The sequence below is a fragment of the Streptomyces sp. NPDC006365 genome, from assembly GCF_042870755.1.
In the GTDB taxonomy this organism is placed as follows: domain Bacteria; phylum Actinomycetota; class Actinomycetes; order Streptomycetales; family Streptomycetaceae; genus Streptomyces; species Streptomyces xiangluensis.
Genome location: NZ_JBIAHS010000003.1, coordinates 268,607 through 285,073 on the forward strand (window position 1 = coordinate 268,607; position 16,467 = coordinate 285,073).

The 16,467-nt window shown below is 69.1% G+C and carries 17 protein-coding genes, 1 pseudogene and 1 riboswitch; of the genes and pseudogenes, 10 read left to right on the forward strand and 8 right to left on the reverse strand.

Annotation, left to right across the window (positions count from 1 at the left end; all coding sequences use genetic code 11):
• Positions 1–79: 79 nt before the first annotated feature.
• Positions 80–766 carry a GntR family transcriptional regulator gene (locus ACFYO0_RS10410; RefSeq protein WP_388673266.1) on the reverse strand — a complete coding sequence of 229 codons (687 nt, stop codon included), beginning with the start codon at positions 764–766 and terminating at the stop codon, positions 80–82.
• Between the two features lie 259 nt (positions 767–1,025).
• Between ACFYO0_RS10410 and ACFYO0_RS10415 the strand changes: the two genes are divergently transcribed.
• The 5 genes and pseudogenes from ACFYO0_RS10415 (at position 1,026) to ACFYO0_RS10435 (ending at position 5,487) form a co-directional block, all read left to right on the forward strand.
• Positions 1,026–1,706, forward strand: a complete 681-nt coding sequence (locus ACFYO0_RS10415; protein ID WP_388673268.1) for a haloacid dehalogenase type II — start codon at positions 1,026–1,028, stop codon at positions 1,704–1,706.
• A gap of 109 nt (positions 1,707–1,815) precedes the next feature.
• Positions 1,816–2,240 (forward strand): annotated as a pseudogene (locus ACFYO0_RS10420) (RidA family protein).
• A gap of 26 nt (positions 2,241–2,266) precedes the next feature.
• Complete coding sequence (locus ACFYO0_RS10425; RefSeq protein WP_388673270.1) at positions 2,267–3,871, forward strand: FAD-dependent oxidoreductase; 1,605 nt, start codon at positions 2,267–2,269, stop codon at positions 3,869–3,871.
• A gap of 19 nt (positions 3,872–3,890) precedes the next feature.
• Positions 3,891–5,036 carry an N-methyl-L-tryptophan oxidase gene (solA, locus tag ACFYO0_RS10430; RefSeq protein WP_388673272.1) on the forward strand — a complete coding sequence of 382 codons (1,146 nt, stop codon included), beginning with the start codon at positions 3,891–3,893 and terminating at the stop codon, positions 5,034–5,036.
• 115 nt (positions 5,037–5,151) lie between these two features.
• A complete protein-coding gene (locus ACFYO0_RS10435; RefSeq protein ID WP_388673274.1) occupies positions 5,152–5,487 on the forward strand; it encodes a hypothetical protein in 336 nt (111 codons plus the stop codon).
• A gap of 527 nt (positions 5,488–6,014) precedes the next feature.
• Here the strand turns inward: ACFYO0_RS10435 and ACFYO0_RS10440 are convergent.
• The 3 genes from ACFYO0_RS10440 to ACFYO0_RS10450 all read right to left on the reverse strand — a co-directional run bounded on the left by ACFYO0_RS10440 (position 6,015) and on the right by ACFYO0_RS10450 (position 8,385).
• Complete coding sequence (locus tag ACFYO0_RS10440; protein WP_388673275.1) at positions 6,015–7,193, reverse strand: acyl-CoA dehydrogenase family protein; 1,179 nt, start codon at positions 7,191–7,193, stop codon at positions 6,015–6,017.
• Between the two features lie 177 nt (positions 7,194–7,370).
• Entirely contained in the window at positions 7,371–8,126 is a 756-nt protein-coding gene (locus ACFYO0_RS10445; protein ID WP_388673277.1) for a CbtA family protein, read from the reverse strand.
• A 25-nt stretch (positions 8,127–8,151) separates the two neighbouring features.
• Positions 8,152–8,385, reverse strand: a complete 234-nt coding sequence (locus ACFYO0_RS10450) for a CbtB-domain containing protein (protein WP_386348783.1) — start codon at positions 8,383–8,385, stop codon at positions 8,152–8,154.
• 37 nt (positions 8,386–8,422) lie between these two features.
• Positions 8,423–8,584: riboswitch (cobalamin riboswitch) on the reverse strand.
• Between the two features lie 110 nt (positions 8,585–8,694).
• Between ACFYO0_RS10450 and ACFYO0_RS10455 the strand changes: the two genes are divergently transcribed.
• Positions 8,695–9,264 (forward strand): histidine phosphatase family protein, encoded by a 570-nt coding sequence (locus tag ACFYO0_RS10455; RefSeq protein ID WP_388673280.1) that lies wholly within the window; start codon positions 8,695–8,697, stop codon positions 9,262–9,264.
• A gap of 60 nt (positions 9,265–9,324) precedes the next feature.
• On the opposite strand, the gene ACFYO0_RS10460 is transcribed toward ACFYO0_RS10455, so the two are convergent.
• On the reverse strand, positions 9,325–9,696 hold the full coding sequence (locus tag ACFYO0_RS10460) for a ferredoxin (RefSeq protein WP_388673282.1): 372 nt from the start codon (positions 9,694–9,696) through the stop codon (positions 9,325–9,327).
• 172 nt (positions 9,697–9,868) lie between these two features.
• Here ACFYO0_RS10460 and dhaK point away from each other — a divergent pair, with 172 nt between their 5' ends.
• The 4 genes from dhaK (at position 9,869) to ACFYO0_RS10480 (ending at position 12,813) form a co-directional block, all read left to right on the forward strand.
• Positions 9,869–10,861, forward strand: a complete 993-nt coding sequence (gene dhaK, locus ACFYO0_RS10465) for a dihydroxyacetone kinase subunit DhaK (protein ID WP_386348774.1) — start codon at positions 9,869–9,871, stop codon at positions 10,859–10,861.
• A gap of 75 nt (positions 10,862–10,936) precedes the next feature.
• On the forward strand, positions 10,937–11,536 hold the full coding sequence (gene dhaL / locus ACFYO0_RS10470) for a dihydroxyacetone kinase subunit DhaL (protein WP_388673284.1): 600 nt from the start codon (positions 10,937–10,939) through the stop codon (positions 11,534–11,536).
• Complete coding sequence (locus ACFYO0_RS10475; protein WP_386348771.1) at positions 11,529–11,939, forward strand: PTS-dependent dihydroxyacetone kinase phosphotransferase subunit DhaM; 411 nt, start codon at positions 11,529–11,531, stop codon at positions 11,937–11,939. Before dhaL ends, ACFYO0_RS10475 begins: the two co-directional genes overlap by 8 nt.
• A 307-nt stretch (positions 11,940–12,246) precedes the next feature.
• On the forward strand, positions 12,247–12,813 hold the full coding sequence (locus ACFYO0_RS10480) for a hypothetical protein (protein WP_388673286.1): 567 nt from the start codon (positions 12,247–12,249) through the stop codon (positions 12,811–12,813).
• On the opposite strand, the gene ACFYO0_RS10485 is transcribed toward ACFYO0_RS10480, so the two are convergent.
• The 3 genes from ACFYO0_RS10485 to ACFYO0_RS10495 form a co-directional block, all read right to left on the reverse strand.
• Positions 12,814–13,383, reverse strand: a complete 570-nt coding sequence (locus ACFYO0_RS10485) for a PadR family transcriptional regulator (protein WP_388673288.1) — start codon at positions 13,381–13,383, stop codon at positions 12,814–12,816.
• Positions 13,384–13,433: 50 nt separating this feature from the next.
• A complete protein-coding gene (locus tag ACFYO0_RS10490; protein ID WP_388673290.1) occupies positions 13,434–15,449 on the reverse strand; it encodes an FAD-dependent oxidoreductase in 2,016 nt (671 codons plus the stop codon).
• Positions 15,450–15,541: 92 nt separating this feature from the next.
• The gene (locus ACFYO0_RS10495) at positions 15,542–16,336 is read right to left on the reverse strand and encodes a putative protein N(5)-glutamine methyltransferase (protein ID WP_388673292.1); all 795 of its coding nucleotides are present in this window, start codon (positions 16,334–16,336) and stop codon (positions 15,542–15,544) included.
• Positions 16,337–16,467 lie beyond the last annotated feature (131 nt).

Sequence of the window (16,467 nt, forward strand, 5' to 3'; positions counted from 1 at the left end):
TTGATCCTGACCTTTCGACATGCGTCTGCAACGTCACGGTGAGGAGCTGGCCCGGACACTGCACACACGCGGCATGGCCTCATACGTGCCGGTGCGTCGGTGCTCCCGCATCTCCCGTCTGGGCTCGCAGCCCCATGGGGAAATGGGCAGCCAGTTCCTGGCGGAATGCGTCGTTGTCGCCTTCCAGGGCAACCGCGGCCAACCTCTCGTGCTCGACGACCAGTTGATGCGGATCGTCGCTGTACGTGCGGTGGTCGACGCTGAGGTAGAGGCGCAGCTTGGTCTCCCAGCCGTTCCAAAGGCCCTGCAGGATGCCGTGCCCCGAGAAATCGTAGAAGAGCCTGTGGAAACGAAGGTGGGCGTCGATGCTGGCCGGGATGTCGTCCTTCTCCATCGCCCGACGGAGATCCTCGACAGTCTGCAGCAACTGCGGCCGCTCAGGACCACGCAGCACTTCGGCCGAGAGCTCGGCGGCGTAGGGTTCGATATGCAGCCGGACCGAGTCGATCTCGGCGACCTCACGAGGGCTCACCTCTACGACGAACGCCCCACGGTAGGGGATCTTTACGACAAGCCCTTCCTCCTCCAGCTTGGTCAGCGCCTCGCGCAGCGGGGACCGGCTGATCCCGAGGTCCGAGGCGATGTGCGCCTCTCGTAGCTGGCCACCAGGAGGTACGGTCCCGTCGAGGATGGCCGCCCGCAGTGTGCGGTAGACGCCGTCCGGCGTCGTCGTCCGCTGCTCCTGCCACTCGAACTTGTGGTCCACCCCGTCACCTTCCCTCGGTGCTTGTCGACCACTTGGTCGTTTGTCGACTATACCTCTGTGGGGTTTTGCGCCCACACCTCAAGTCGCTTCCCCGGCGCGGAAACTCCCTGGGCCGTCAGACGGCCGACGCCGGGTCCACCAAGGCACTCCTCAGACGCTGTTGACAGTCGAGAGGTACTTGGTCGACAATCGACCGACCCGATGGTCGACAATCGACCAGATGTATTCGGACTGCCCCACCGAAACACTAGGAGGACCAGTGGGATTCGACGTCAAGCCCAAGTTCGTGACGTTCGACATGAACGGAACGCTGATCAAGTTCAGCATCAACGACACGATGCGTGAGGTTCTGGGCGACCGGCTGCCGCCCGAGGTCGCCGATGAGTTCCTGCGGATCTGCAAGGCGTACCGGATCGACGAGTGCACGGGCGCGTACCAGCCGTTCCACCAGGTCGTCGCCCGCTCCATGGAACGCGCCTCGCGCAAGGTCGGTCTCGAGTACCGCGAGGAAGACGCGCGGGCGGTGTACGAGACCATCCCCACCTGGGGCCCGTACCCGGGCGTCACCGAGGCACTGAACCGCCTGGCCGAGGCGGTCCCGCTGGTCATCATCACGAACAGCGACACCGCGCATGCCGTGCGCCTCGCGGAGAACCTCAAGGCCCCGTTCGAGGTCGTCATCAGCGCCGAGGAGATGGGCGTCTACAAGCCGCGACTCGGCGCCTTCGACTACATGTTCGACAAGCTCGGCGTCACACCCGACGAACTCGTGCACGTCTCCGCCAGCCCGATGTACGACCATCGCTCCGCGGCGATCATGGGCATCAAGAACAAGGTGTACGTCGACCGCGGCTGGGAGCACGACGAGCACTGGCTCGGCTACGAGCGGATCACCGACATCGCCGACCTCCCCGTCCTCTTCGGCCTGCCGCGCCCCTGACACCCGAGTGGAGAACCGAAGAATGATCCGCAGCAAGGCGGTGGCGGTATGAGTCTGCCCCTGCCGACAAACCGTCAAGGGCGACTCGGCTGCGGAAAGGCTCCGAGCCCTGGGGCTGAGGCTCCCCGTCCTCGCCGACAGCACGTACCTCGTACCCCACCGGACGGTGGGGTCCAGCATCCACCTCTCCGGCCAACTTCCTTTCAAGGACGGCGAGCTGCTGGGCCAGGGCGTCGTCGGCCGGGACGTGGAGCTGGAGACCGTGCAGGAGCTCGCGCGCCATGCCGCGCTCAACGCGCTCGCCGCCGCTGTGCAGGCGGTGGGGGTCTGGACCGGGTCCGGATCGTGCAGATGCTGGTCTTCGTGGCCAGCACGCCGGACTTCGGTCTGCAGTCACAGGTCGCCAACGCGGCCAGTGAACTGCTCATCGAGGTACTGGGCGAGAACGGCCGGCACGCCCGCACCGCGATCGGTGTCGCCGGGCTGCCGCTCAACAGTCCGGTCGAGATCCAGATGATCTGCACCGCGGTCTAGCGACGAGCCGATCGTGAGCGGCGGCGGTGAACCGGCTTCCACAGGCACGGCGTGAGGGGCGGATTCCGGTCCGACGCGCCGCCACCGCCGAGGAGATCGCCGACGCCGTCCTCCGCATCGCGTCGTCGGAGTCCTCCTACCTCAACGGGGCAACCCTCCCCGTCGACGGAAGCTGCACCGCCTTCCAGCCCCGCCCCCCGGTCCCAGACACAGAAGAAGGACGCACCATGAACGCCCATGCGGCACCACCGCGAAACGGAGAGCTCGGCTTCTGGGTGGCCGGGCTGGCCGACAAGAGGCCGTCGTTCCCCCGCTTCACCGGCCAGGGCTCCGTGGACGTGGCCATTGTCGGCGGCGGCTACACCGGCCTCTGGGCGGCGTACTTCGCCAAGAAGCTCGAACCGTCGCTCTCGGTCGCCGTCTTCGAGGCCGAACAGGTGGGCTACGGCGCGTCAGGACGCAACGGTGGCTGGCTCTCGGCGATGCCCCCAGGGAACCGTGCCACCTTCGCCCGCGCCGGGGGCGGGCTGGAAGCGAGCCGGGCACTGCAGCAGGAATTCGTCGCCGGCGTCGACGCGGTCCTGGACATCCTCCAGGCCGAAGGCATCGATGCCGATCAGCACAAGGGCGGCGCGCTCGTCGCCGCCCACACTCGGGCAGGGCTGGGCCGGCTTGTCACCAGGCGTGATGCCGACCTGAAGTACGGGCTGACCGACGACGAAGTCCACCTGCTCGACCGGGACGAGTTCCGGAGCCGGATCGACATCTCCACCGTCCACGGCGGGCTCTTCTACAAGCACTGCGCGCGATTCCACCCCGCGAAACTCGTCTACGGCCTCGCCGACACCCTGACCTCCATGGGGGTCAGGATCTACGAGGGCAGCCAAGTGGACAGTGTCGCGGACAGGACCCTCACCCTGGCCGACGGACGCGTCACCGCGGCCAGGACGTTCATCTGCACCGAGGGCTATTCGGGACGGTTGCTCGGCCGCCGGACCCTTATCCCTGTCAACTCCTCGTTGATCGTGACCAAGCCCCTGCCGGAGGAGGCATGGCAGGAGATCGGCTGGGACGGACTCCAGTGCCTCAGCGACTCCGCGCACACCTTCATCTACGCCCAACGGACATCGGACGGCCGTATCGCCATGGGGGGCCGCGGTGTCCCCTACCGCTTCGGGTCCGGCACAGGGGGGGCCGGTGCGACCGCCCAGTCCACCATCGACCTGATCTCGCAGAAGCTCAGTACCTTCTTCCCGGGCATTCCCTTCGAGGTGGACCACGCCTGGTCGGGAGTCCTGGGCGTCACGCGTGACTGGAACGGCGGCGTGCGCTGGGGCCCGGCATCGGGGATCGGATCGTCCACCGGCTACGCCGGACACGGCGTCACGTCGGCCTACGTCGGCGGCAGGACTCTCGTGGAGCTCGCCTTCGAGAAGGAAACCGAGCGGACCACCCTTCCCTGGGTGGGCTACCGGGCACGGAAGTGGGAACCGGAACCCATCCGCTGGCTGGGCGTTCACGCCATGTACCGGCTCTTCGGTATCGCCGACCACTGGGAAGAACGCAGGGATTCCAGCAGGACCTCACTCCTGGCGAGATTCGGCAGCAGACTCGCCGGACTTCACGAGTAAACGAAAAGGAACTGCTCTCATGGACGCACGACTCGCAGTCATCGGCCTGGGCAGTATCGGAAGCATGGCCCTGTGGCAGGCCTCCCGGCTGTCCGACTCGGTCGTGGGCTTCGAGGCCGCCACCCCGGCCCACGGCCGCAGTGCCGTGGGCGGCGACACGCGCCTGCTCCGCATGATCTACCTCGGGAAGCCCGACTACTACCCCATCATGGAACGCTCCCGCAGCCTCTGGGCCGAGCTCGAAGCGGAAACCGGGCAGGAGATTTTCACACCTACCGGGGGCCTGACCATTGGGACGGCGAACAGCAGTTTCATCAACAGCATCCTCGAGACAGCGCGCATCACCGGAGCCGAGCACTACGTCCTCAACCAGGAGGAGATAGCGGAACGCTACCCCCAGCACAACCTCCGCCCCGACGACTGCGCCATCTATGACCCCCGCGCCGGCGTTCTGCGCACCGACCGCGCCGTCAGCGCCGCCGTCGCGGCAGCCCAGGCAGGCGGCGCCACCGTCCTTCAGAACACCCCCGTGGACAGCATCACCGAAACCGAACACGGCGTGGTCGTCACCTCGGGCGACAGAACCTGGACGTTCGAGAAGGTCATCGTCACCTCGGGCGGCTGGTCCCGAAGGCTCATGCCCGACCATCTCAAGGCCGTCACGGAAACCCATCGGATCGTCCTGACATGGTTCATCGCCCAGGACGGCACGCAGTTCTCGCCAGAGAAATTCCCCGTCTTCAGCCGGCAGTACGACGACCGCTCCCTGTACGGCGCACCCGCCGTCGACGGTGTGACGGTCAAGGCTTCGGTGGACGGAACGCTGGACGGGCGCGGAAGGACAACCCCCGACCCGGATTCCGTGCCCAGAGAACTCACCCCGGAAGAAATCGAAAAGGTCACCGAGACCGTCACCGAATTCTTCCCCGGCCTGACCCCCACCATCGTGCGCTCCGACGCCTTCCCCGACCTCTTCACCGAGGACAGGCATCCCCTCCTCGGCTGGCTGGATGAGAACAGCAGGGTCTACTGCGCCACCGGATTCTCCGGAAAGGGCTTCAAGATGGCCACCGGCTATGGCCACATCGCCGCACACGAAGCGCTCGGCAAAGAGACCGTCGAAGGCCTGGACTTCGTGCGTCCGGACCGGTTCAAGACCAGGTAGCCACCCACTTCCGCCGCCTCGGCGCAGTGAGAAGTTTTCGTCCTGACTTCGCAGGTCACGGGGCTGGTGTGTGCCTGCGGTGATGTATTCACGCCGGTCAGGGGCGTGATCTTCCATGGGAGATCGTCTGTCACTGGTGGATTTCGGTGTTCGCGAGGACGAGCAGGGCCCGCAAGAGGGTGGTCGCGTGCCGGGCGTTCATGCGGATGTTGGTGAGAAAGCGCCAGGACTTCAGGTTCGCGAAACCGTGCTCGACGGCGGCGCGTTCGCGGTGAGCAGGGGCCAGGGCGCCGAGTCCTGCCGCACGCAGAGGTCCGGTGATCTTGTTGTGGCGGGCGGCGGTGATCTCGCTGAAGCGGCCCGGCTTGGCCGCGGAGATCCAGATCAGGTTGCCCTTCTCGTCGGTGAGCGCGAAACACAGCAGGCCATGAACCTTGTGCTTGCCGGATAAGTTCTTCCGGTTGTCCGCCCCCGGTGCGGCGGCGTGTACGGACGAGGGTGCCGTCCAGCAGGAACACGACTCCGCCGCTGCGGGCGTTCTTCTTCAGTGCCCGGTCCGGACGCGGGCGAGGCAGTGGGGCTTTACACACGCACCAACTCCCGCCGTGGGCCCTCCTGTTACGACCGGAAGTGGCCGCTCCGCCGCCGTCCTGGCCTGTCAGCGCGGAAGATAACGGCCCGCGCCGGTCCGGGAGATCCAGCCCCTGCCGGCGAGCTTGCGCAGCTGCCCGCAAACCGGCTCCACCATCGCCGGCGTCGTGTCCCGGCCCAGCGCGATCGCGACATCCCCGGCCATCACCGGCCCGCCCGAATCGGCAAAGTTCGAGAGCGCAGCACGCCCGAACCTCACCAACGCTGAGGAAGCAGCAAGTCAGCTGCCTCAGTCAGTCTGCAAGCCAGGCCCGCTACCCTCCGGTCCGCGCCCTCGGTATGGCGCCTATCCCGCTTTTGTGACTATAAATCCTCGTCACAAGCAAGCTAACGCCGTACCCGCGGCATCCCCAGGCCGATCCACGAGATGATTTCGCGCTGGATCTCGTTGTTCCCGCCGCCGAAGGTGAAGATCACGGCCGAGCGGTAGCCGCGCTCCAGCTCCCCGTGGAGTACCGAGCCCGCGGAGCCCTCCTTCAGGGCTCCGGCCGCGGCGACGATCTCCATGAGCCAGGCGTACGCGTCCCGGCGCGCCTCGGAGCCGTACACCTTCACTGCGGAGGCGTCCTGCGGGGTGAGGGTGCCCTCTTGGACGGCGTTCACCATCTGCCAGTTGAGGAGTTTCATCGCGTCCAGCTTGGTGTGGGTCTGGGCGAGGCGGCGGCGCACCCAGGGCAGGTCGACGACGCGGCGGCCGTCGGCGAGTTTGGTCTCCATGGCCCAGCGCTGCACGTCGTGCAGGGCGCGGATGGCCATGGTGCCGTGGGCGGCGAGGGTGACGCGTTCATGGTTGAGCTGGTTGGTGATCAGCCGCCAGCCCTTGTTCTCCTCGCCGACGCGGCGGGAGACGGGGACGCGGATGTTCTCGTAGTAGCTGGCCGTGGTGTCGTGCGAGGCCAGGGTGTTGATGAGGGTGCAGGAGTAGCCGGGGGCGGAGGTCGGCACGAGGAGGATGGTGATGCCCTTGTGCGGGGGCGCATCGGGGTCGGTGCGGACGGCCAGCCACACCCAGTCCGCCGTATCACCGTTCGTCGTCCAGATCTTCTGCCCGTTGACGATGTACTCGTCGCCATCCCGAACAGCCCTGGTCTTGAGAGCGGCCAGGTCCGTGCCCGCGTCGGGCTCGCTGTAGCCGATCGCGAAGTCGATCTCGCCGGAGAGGATCTTCGGCAGGAAGTACGCCTTCTGCTCCTCGGTGCCGAACTGCATGATCGTCGGTCCGACCGTGTTCAGCGCCATCAGCGGCAGGGGTACGCCCGCCTGGGCGGCCTCGTCGAAGAAGATGAACTGCTCCATCGGGCTCAGCCCGCGCCCGCCGTACTCCTTCGGCCAGCCCACCCCGAGCCAGCGGTCGGAGCCGAGCCGGCGGATGGTCTCGCGGTAGAACCGCTTCTGCGCGGCCGGGTCGGCGTACCGGGCGTGCACGTTCTCCGGTACCAACTCGGTGAAGTAGGCGCGCAGTTCTGTGCGCAACTCCTGCTGCTCCGGCGTGTATTCGAGATGCACGGCGCCTCCTGGCTCCCACTGGCCTGCCGCTCCAGCCGTGAGGCGTGGCGGTGGCCCGGTCCTGACGGCGCACACCGTAGAACTTGTTTCAGAAATTGGGAACACACGAGAGCGGCCGCGTACACGGGAAAGGCCCCCGGGCAGCTTCGCTCCGGGGGCCCTCCTGTGTGCAACGGCTCAGTGCGCCACAGCCGTGGCCCCCTTGGGCCGGGCGGCAGCCGTACGCGGAGCCAGTACGCGCTCCGCGAGGTACCCGAATACCAGGCCGTACGCCGTCCACAGCGTCACCTGGATGGCGAGGGCAGCCAGCCGGTACTGCCACAGCAAGGTGCCCGGGAAGCCCTCCGGGACGTCGTTGAAGGACGGCAGGAGCGCGTAGGCCAGGCCGACGACGAGGACGAAGAAGGCTCCCGCGGAGAGGGTGGCGTTCCAGTTGCCCAGGCGTGGTGCGAGGCGCTTGCCGAGGATTACCGTGCCGACGGCCAGTAGCACGCTGAGCACGACCATCAGGAAGTACAGCGTGGTCCGCTGGTTGAGGGTGTCGGGGTTGCCGACGGCGGGCGGGTTGGCGGGGTACTTCAGGAACGGCACGACGTAGACCGCGAGCAGGCCCGCGGTCGACAGCAGCAGCGCGCTCGCACGCGGCCCGAAGCGGCCGATCCTGCCGAGTGCGAAGCAGTACGCGAGGGCTGCGATGCCGCCGAACGCGACGCCGTAGACGAGGACGCCGGTGCTCAGGCCTGCGGTGGACTGCATGGTGCGGCTGACGAGTTCCTCGCCGCCGTGCTCGTGGGCGTGGGCCTCCTCGAATGCGATGGCCTCGTCGACGCGTGGTTCGCCGAGGAAGTAGGCGACGACCAGGGCGAGCATGCCCGCGGCGAGTCCCGCGAGCATGCCACGCACCAGGAGGTTTCTGACGGTTGCTGAGTCCATGTGCTCGTACGCTTCCTCGTCGCCGTCAGTGGCAGGGGAAGCCGAGCAGATGGCGGGCGTCGTGCACCCACTCGTGCACGCCTTCACCGGAGACGAGCGAGGTGGCGCCCTGTTCGGCGCCGACGAAGTAGAGCAGGACCAGCATCAGGATGCCGAAGAAGACCGCCCAGGGGGCGATCGCGCCGATCGGCAGCTTGGCCGGCACGGCGGCCGGTGCGGCGGGGTTGGTTGCGCTCGGCTGAGCGATGGACTGCGCCATGTGGCAGGACCTCCTGGGGAACTCGCGTCCCGTCTTGGTGGTGCACAGGACGACGGCCACGGGTCTGACTTGCCCGGCCCGAACAGCCCCTGGTGGGTGGCGATCGGTACGGGTTTACAGTGGCGCGACCGTGCCGGATTCTCACCGGCTTCCGTCGAACCGTCGTCAATATCGACGAGACCGTACCGCGAAGCGGAGAGGTGGCCAAGGGCGCACGGGGTGCCGGAGCATGCGCCGTTGTCCTGGTCATGCGCCAATTCCCGGTGCCAGCAAGGGCTTTGAGCGGGTGTTGAGTACGAGAGTGGGCCGATGACCAGCCGAGTGATGTTGATCTCACCAGCGATCAGTGCCGCGTTGCGGGAGGCGCGTTTCGACGACGGATGCGCCCTCGACGCCTCCGGGCTACGGCTCGCGCAGGCGGCCGCGGGTTCGCTGCCCGCTGCGGACCGGGCCTTGGTCTCCCCCGGCGTGCGCTGCCGCGAGACGGCCGCCGGGCTCGGCCTCGAAGTCGCGGACGAGCCCGGTTTGGCGGGACTGGACGTGGGTCGCTGGCGCGGCGCGAGCCTGGCCGAGGTGGGCGCCGAGGAGCCGGAGGCGGTCGCACGCTGGCTGGCGGATCCGTCGTACGCACCGCACGGCGGTGAATCCGTACGCGGATTGTGTGACCGGGTCGCCAAGTGGCTCGATGCGGCTGGGCAGTTCGAGGGCTGGACCCTCGCAGTCGTCGAGCCGGAGATCGTACGTGCCATGGTGGTACGGGCGCTCGGTGCTCCTGAGCCGGCGTTCTGGCGCATCGACGTGCCGCCGCTGACCGCGACGGAGCTCAGCGGGCGGGCCGGGCGCTGGAACGTACGGGTGGGCCGGACGCTCGGCGACTGACTGGCCGAGGGGCAGGCGGCGGCCCGTCACCGCGGGCCGGCCGCCACTCCAGCAAACTCGTCACCTCAGCAGGGCGAGGAAGTCCGTGCATGCGCGCGCACAGTCCCGGCAGGCCAGCGCACCCTCCTCGGCGTCGGGGTTCCGGTCGAGGACATGCGCGGTCTCCAGGCAGACGGCGCGGCACCACTCGACCTGGGCGCGCGTTCCGGCCTCGTCCTGCCAGGTCTGTTCGGCCAGCACGCGGCAGGTAGCGTCGCAGACCTCCGCGCACAGGATGCTCTTGCGCCGCAACTGCTGCTGATCTTCCGGACCGTCGAGATCGGCCAGACTCGCGCGCAGCGCACACACTCGCGCGCAATCGGTACACGCCTGCGCACAGGCGAACCGGTCCTCGAGGAAACGGACGAGTTCCTGCTGATCTGTCGCTGACACGCTGTCCGGGTAGCCGGACGCAGCCTCGCCAAACCCGATGGCGTCACCAGGCGGGCACGAGATCTGTCGTTCCCACCGGTGCCCAACCGCACTCGGCGATCGATACTTGACCCGCAGGCCTTGAGAGATCCAGGACGCGGCCACGGCTGCTCACCTCACCCGGAGGTACGGAATGAAGATGCTCATCAACGTCGCGGAGACGGTTGTCGCGGACGCGCTGCGGGGCATGGCCGCCGCGCATCCCGAGCTGACCGTGGATGTCGAGAACCGGGTGATCGTACGGCGGGACGCTCCGGTCGCCGGGCAAGTGGGCCTGGTCTCCGGTGGTGGTTCGGGGCACGAGCCGCTGCACGGCGGGTTCGTGGGTCCGGGGATGCTGTCGGCGGCCTGTCCGGGCGAGGTGTTCACCAGCCCGGTGCCGGACCAGATGGTGCGGGCGGCTGCCGCCGTGGACAGCGGCGCCGGAGTGCTGTTCATCGTGAAGAACTACACCGGGGACGTCCTCAACTTCGACATGGCGGCGGAGCTCGCCGAGGATGAGGGCATCCAGGTGGCGAAGGTGCTCGTCAACGATGACGTGGCGGTGACCGACAGCCTCTACACGGCGGGGCGGCGCGGCACCGGCGCGACACTGTTCGTGGAGAAGATCGCGGGCGCCGCGGCGCAGGAGGGGCAGTCGCTGGAGCGGGTCGAGGCGGTGGCCCGTCAGGTCAACGAGAGTTCCCGCAGCTTCGGTGTCGCCCTGAGTGCCTGCACCACTCCGGCCAAGGGCAGCCCCACCTTCGATCTCCCGCCCGGCGAGCTTGAGTTGGGCGTCGGCATCCACGGCGAGCCCGGCCGTGAGCGGCGCGCGATGATGACGTCGCGGGAGATCGCCGACTTCTCCGTGAACGCGATTCTGGAGGACCTGAGCCCCAGGAATCCCGTGCTGGTCCTGGTCAATGGCATGGGTGCGACGCCGCTTCTGGAGCTGTACGGCTTCAACGCGGAGGTGCAGCGCGTGCTGACCGAGCGTGGCGTCGCCGTGGCGCGCACACTCGTCGGCAACTACGTCACCTCGCTCGACATGGCAGGAGCCTCGGTGACGCTGTGTCAGGTCGACGAGGAGCTGCTGCGGCTGTGGGACGCTCCAGTGCGTACGGCGGGCCTGCGCTGGGGCACATGAGACCGGTCAACTCCCTTACCAGGCAAGCGCCTGGACAAGCATTACGACTACGCAAGCACCCTGCGAGGAGATCCTGTGCTCGACGCCGACTTCTTCCGCCGTTGGATGACGGCGACCGCCGCGTCCGTCGACCGCGAGGCGGCGCGGCTCACCGCCCTCGACTCGCCGATCGGCGACGCCGACCACGGCAGCAATCTGCAGCGCGGCTTCACGGCCGTGACGACCACGCTGGAGAAGGAGGCGCCGGGCACGCCGGGCGCCGTCCTCATGCTCGCCGGGCGTCAGTTGATCTCGACGGTGGGCGGTGCGTCGGGTCCGCTGTACGGCACGCTGCTGCGCCGCACCGGGAAAGCGCTCGGGGACACGGCCGAGGTCAGCGAGGAGCAGCTCACGGACGCGTTGCGCACCGGGGTGGACGCGGTGATGCAGCTCGGCGGGGCGGCGCCGGGCGACAAGACCATGATCGACGCGCTGGTGCCCGCGGTCGATGCGCTCGGAGAGTCCTTCGCGGCGGCTCGGGCCGCCGCCGAGGAGGGCGCCCTGGCCACCACGCCCTTGCAGGCCCGCAAGGGCAGGGCGAGTTATCTGGGCGAGCGGAGCATCGGGCACCAGGATCCCGGTGCCACCTCCTCCGCCCTGCTGATCGCGGCTCTCGAGGAGGCGGCCGGTGAGTGACGAGAAGCTGGTGGGCATCGTGCTCGTGTCGCACAGTGCCGCGGTGGCCGCCTCGGTCGCCGAACTGGCGGCAGGGCTCGCGGGTGGCGGCACGACCGCGCCGGTGGCTCCGGCGGGCGGGGTGGAGGGCGGCGGCCTCGGCACCAGCGCCGAGCTGATCTCCGCCGCGGCGGCCTCCGTGGACCGCGGCGCCGGTGTCGCCGTGCTCACCGACCTCGGCAGCGCGGTCCTCACCGTAAAGACCCTCCTCGCCGAAGGCGACGAGCTCCCGGCCCACACACGCCTCGTGGACGCCCCCTTCGTAGAGGGCGCGGTCGCCGCGGTCGTCACCGCATCGTCGGGAGCGGACCTCGCGGCGGTGGAAGCGGCGGCTTCGGAGGCGTACACGTACCGCAAGGTGTGACCCGGCTACGGCACGGGCCGTGCTCGGGGGCCGAGTGGCCGGCTTCTCGGCGGAGCGGACGGTGACCACGGGGGGGCGGCCGGGCGGTAGCGAGGGCATGCGGTTGGGTCGGGTCGCCGGTCCGGTGACACTGCGTGGCGCGCCGTCCGCGGTGCGCCGTCCGGAGGACTCTGTCACCTGACCGGGCCCGCCCCGCGTGCGGAGGCCGTGAAGGGCACGTTGGCTCGTCCCAGGGCAGCACGGGCGTTTCCCAACCCTCGGCGGCGCATGGGATGTACCGCCAACCGTGCCGCCGGAGGGCAGTCCAATGCGTACTACTCAGACGTTCGTCCGCGCCGGTCTGACCGTGGCGGCCACCGCCGCGCTGCCACTGGCCCTCACCGCTGGGCCCGCTGCCGCGGTGAACACCCAGATCACCGTGACCTCCAGCGGGTCCACGGTCCAGGTCAACACCACCTCGTGCCCGAGCGGCGGCAACGCCTCGCTGCTCTCCAGCAGCCAGACGAACTTCGCCCAGGGACGCCAGGTGGCGCTGTCCGGCAACGGCACCCAGAGCGCCTCCTGGTCGGGCGTCAGCTCGGGCACGTACACCGTCATCGTGGTCTGCGAGAACGGCACGACGGCGGGCACCCAGTCCATCACCGTGACCACGGGCACGAGTCCCACGATCTCCGCGACGGCCACCCCTTCGCCGTCTCCGACGCGGTCGCCCTCGCCCACGACGACGGCGACGCGCGGGGTCATGGGCGGTACGGGCGGCACCGCGAAGGACTACAGCACCGTCACCTACACGGCGGGCGGGGTCCTGGTGGCGACGGGCGTCGGGGCGACGGCCTGGGTCCTGCGTCGTCGCGCCAAGCCCAACCGGCTCTGATCACACCGTCGAATCCCGGGAAGGCGGGTCCTGCGCAGGCAGTCGTTCGAACTCCTCCAGCGCATCCATCAGCCAGCGGGTCCAGAACGTCTCCAGGTCGATCCCGGCGCGCAGGATGAGGTGCTGGAGCCGGTCCTGGGGCGTGTGTCTGCCGGGCGGGAAGTCCCGCTGCTGGATCTCCTCGTAGTCCGCCAACTGCCGCCGGTGCAGTTCGAGATGGTGGCGCAGATCCGCCTCGACGCCCGCGGTGCCGACCACGGCCGCGGCGCGCAGACGCAGCAGCAGCGGGTCGCGCAGGGGCTTCGGGTCCTGGGAGGCGGCGGTCCAGCGGGTGAGTTCGGCACGGCCCGCGGGCAGGACCTCGTAGCTCTTCTTCTGCCCGCGGGCCGGCTGCTCGGCCGGGAGGGCCCGGATGTAGCCCTCGGCTTCCAGTTTGCCCAGCTCGCGATAGATCTGCTGATGCGACGCCGACCAGAAGTAGCCGATCGACCTGTCGAAACGCCGGGTCAGTTCAAGGCCCGACGACGGCTTCTCCAGCAGGGCCGTGAGGATGGCGTGCGGCAGTGACATGAACTCATCCTAGGTAGGCAGCGGTACGCCGCCGAGAGGCGATCCATCGCCTACAGGGCCGCCGCCAGCTCCGTGCCCTGCTTGATCGCGCGCTTGGCGTCCAGTTCGGCGGCCACGTCGGCGCCGCCGATGAGGTGCACACTGCGACCGTCGGCACGCAACTCGTCGTACAGGTCGCGGCACGGCTCCTGCCCGGTGCAGAGCACGATCGTGTCGACCGGCAGGACGGTGCTCTGCCCGCCGACGGTGACGTGCAGACCTTCGTCGTCGATCCGGTCGTACTGGACACCCGGGATCATCGTGACCCCGCGGTGCCTGAGCTCCGTACGGTGAATCCAGCCGGTGGTCTTGCCGAGCCCGGCGCCGACCTTGGAGGCCTTCCGCTGCAGGAGGTGGACGGAGCGCGGCGACGTGGGCCGCTCGGGCGCGGCGAGGCCGCCGGGCGTCCGGTGGTCCATGTCGACGCCCCACTGCCGGAAATACGTCGCCGGGTCCTCGCTCGCCTTGCCGCCGCCGTCGGTCAGGTACTCGGCGACGTCGAAGCCGATGCCGCCCGCGCCGAGGATCGCGACACGGTCGCCCACGGGCACGCTGTCGCGCAGCACGTCGAGGTAGCCGACGACGCTCCGGTGGTCGACGCCGGGGATCTCCGGGGTACGGGGCGTGACCCCGGTGGCGATCACCGTCTCGTCGTAGCCGACGAGGTCGCCCGCGGTCACGTACCTGCCCAACCGCACGTCCACGCCCCGCAGTTCGAGCTGCGTACGGAAGTAGCGCAGCGTCTCGTCGAACTCCTGCTTGCCGGGGACCTTGCGGGCCACGTTCAGCTGACCGCCGATCTCCCCCGCGGCGTCGTACAGCGTGACGTCGTGGCCGCGTTCGGCGGCGGAGACGGCACAGGCGAGTCCGGCGGGGCCCGACCCGACGACGGCTACGCGCTTGCGCCGCCGGGTCGGTGCGAGGACCAGCTCGGTCTCGTGGCAGGCGCGTGGGTTGACCAGGCAGGAGGTGATCTTGCCGCTGAAGGTGTGGTCGAGGCAGGCCTGGTTGCAGCCGATGCAGGTGTTGATGGCCTCGGGGCGCCCGTCCCGCGCCTTGTTCACGAAGTCGGGGTCGGCGAGCATCGGGCGGGCCAGGGACACCATGTCGGCGTAGCCGTCGGCGAGCAACTGCTCGGCGAGGTCAGGGGTGTTGATGCGGTTGGTCGTCACCAGCGGGATCGAGACGGCGCCCATGACCTTCTTGGTCACCCAGGCGTACGCGCCACGCGGCACCGAGGTCGCGATGGTGGGGATCCGCGCCTCGTGCCAGCCGATACCGGTGTTGATGATCGTCGCTCCGGCGGCCTCGACGGCACGGGCGAGCATGATCACCTCGTCCAGCGTCGATCCGCCGGGCACCAGGTCCAGCATCGACAGCCGGTAGATGATGACGAAGTCCTCGCCCACCGCCTCGCGTACGCGGCGGACGATCTCGACGGGGAAGCGCATACGGTTCTCGTACGAGCCGCCCCAGCGGTCCTCGCGGTGATTGGTCTGCGTGGCGATGAACTCGTTGATGAGATAGCCCTCGGAGCCCATGATCTCGACGCCGTCGTAGCCGGCCTGCCGCGCGAGGCGGGCGGCGCGGGCGTAGTCGTCGATCGTCCGCTCGACCTCGTCGTCGGTGAGCGCGTGCGGGACATGGGGGCTGATCGGGGCCTGGAGGGCGCTGGGCGCGACGAGGTCCTGGTGATAGGCGTACCGCCCGAAGTGCAGGATCTGCATCGCGATCCTGCCGCCCTCGCGGTGCACGGCCTCGGTGATGACGGTGTGCTGCCCGGCCTCCGCCTCGGTCGTGAGCTTGGCTCCGCCCTCGTACGGCCGTCCCGCCTCGTTGGGCGCGATGCCGCCCGTGGCGATGAGTCCCACGCCCCCGCGGGCCCGGGCCGCATAGAACTCCGCCATGCGCTCGAAGCCGCGCTCCGCCTCCTCCAGGCCCACGTGCATGGAGCCCATGAGTACGCGGTTGGGCAGGGTCGTGAAACCCAGGTCGAGCGGGGTCAGCAGGTGCGGGTAACGGCTCATGGGCCCCTCCGTGCGCGGTGTCTTGCCGTCTGTTGTAGACGAGGGGCCGGCCTTTATGCAACTAGTTGCACAACCGCGTAGGCGTCGTGTGACTAGGACCTCGTTCCGATCACGACCGTGCTGTACAGCTCCTCCGACACGGCCAGGCGTGGAACCAGCCCGCTGTCGGCGAAGGTTCCGACGGCGACGGATGCCTGGCGTTCGCTCGTCTCGACCAGGAGGGAGCCGCCGGGGGACAGCCATTGCGAGGCCTCGGCTGTCACCCGGCGCAGGATGTCGAGCCCGTCGCCTCCGCCGTCGAGCGCCACGCGGGGTTCGTGGTCACGGGCCTCCGGCGGCAGGAGGCCGACCTCTTCGGTGGGGACGTACGGCACATTGGCGGCCAGGATGTCGACGCGACCACGGAGGGTGCGCGGCAGCGGCTCGAAGAGGTCGCCCTCGTGGACGTGGCCGCGCTCGCCGACGTTTCGGCGGGCGCAGCGCACCGCCGCCGGGTCGATGTCGGCGGCGTGCAGCTCGGCACCGGGGAGGGACGCGGCGAGCGCGGCGCCCACCGCGCCCGAGCCGCAGCACAGGTCCACGACGACGAGGGCCGGTGCTTCCGGGGCCGACGCGAGTGCCTGCCGGACCAGGAACTCGGTACGTCGGCGCGGCACGAAGACGCCCGGCTCGACGGCGATGCGCAGACCGCAGAACTCGGCCCAGCCCAGGACGTGTTCGAGGGGCAGGCCCGCGGAGCGGCGGTCCACCATGTCGGTGAGTTCGGCCGGAGTGCCGGCGGTGGAGACGATCAGCCGCGCCTCGTCCTCGGCGAAGACACAGCCCGCGGACCGGAGCGCAGTGACGACAGCTGCGTACGAAACGGAAGGGATGGAGGAGAAGGGCATGGAAGCCGAGAGCCTTTCGGGAACCCGAAGGGCGCTCTCCCGCTCACCTGGCGGCGGTGAACCCCTGAGGCGAGAGCACCCGAGCTGACACAGCGGTAATGGTGCTCACCTCCTCGGTCCCTGCACGGCTG

Coding starts and splice junctions, on each gene's coding strand:
- dhaK (WP_386348774.1), top strand. CDS start 9,869: ATGAAGATGCTCATCAACGTCGCGGAGACGGTTGTCGCGGACGCGCTG.
- ACFYO0_RS10450 (WP_386348783.1), bottom strand. CDS start 8,385: ATGGCGCAGTCCATCGCTCAGCCGAGCGCAACCAACCCCGCCGCACCG.
- ACFYO0_RS10480 (WP_388673286.1), top strand. CDS start 12,247: ATGCGTACTACTCAGACGTTCGTCCGCGCCGGTCTGACCGTGGCGGCC.
- ACFYO0_RS10490 (WP_388673290.1), bottom strand. CDS start 15,449: ATGAGCCGTTACCCGCACCTGCTGACCCCGCTCGACCTGGGTTTCACG.
- ACFYO0_RS10455 (WP_388673280.1), top strand. CDS start 8,695: ATGACCAGCCGAGTGATGTTGATCTCACCAGCGATCAGTGCCGCGTTG.
- ACFYO0_RS10435 (WP_388673274.1), top strand. CDS start 5,152: ATGGGAGATCGTCTGTCACTGGTGGATTTCGGTGTTCGCGAGGACGAG.
- solA (WP_388673272.1), top strand. CDS start 3,891: ATGGACGCACGACTCGCAGTCATCGGCCTGGGCAGTATCGGAAGCATG.
- ACFYO0_RS10495 (WP_388673292.1), bottom strand. CDS start 16,336: ATGCCCTTCTCCTCCATCCCTTCCGTTTCGTACGCAGCTGTCGTCACT.
- ACFYO0_RS10445 (WP_388673277.1), bottom strand. CDS start 8,126: ATGGACTCAGCAACCGTCAGAAACCTCCTGGTGCGTGGCATGCTCGCG.
- ACFYO0_RS10485 (WP_388673288.1), bottom strand. CDS start 13,383: ATGTCACTGCCGCACGCCATCCTCACGGCCCTGCTGGAGAAGCCGTCG.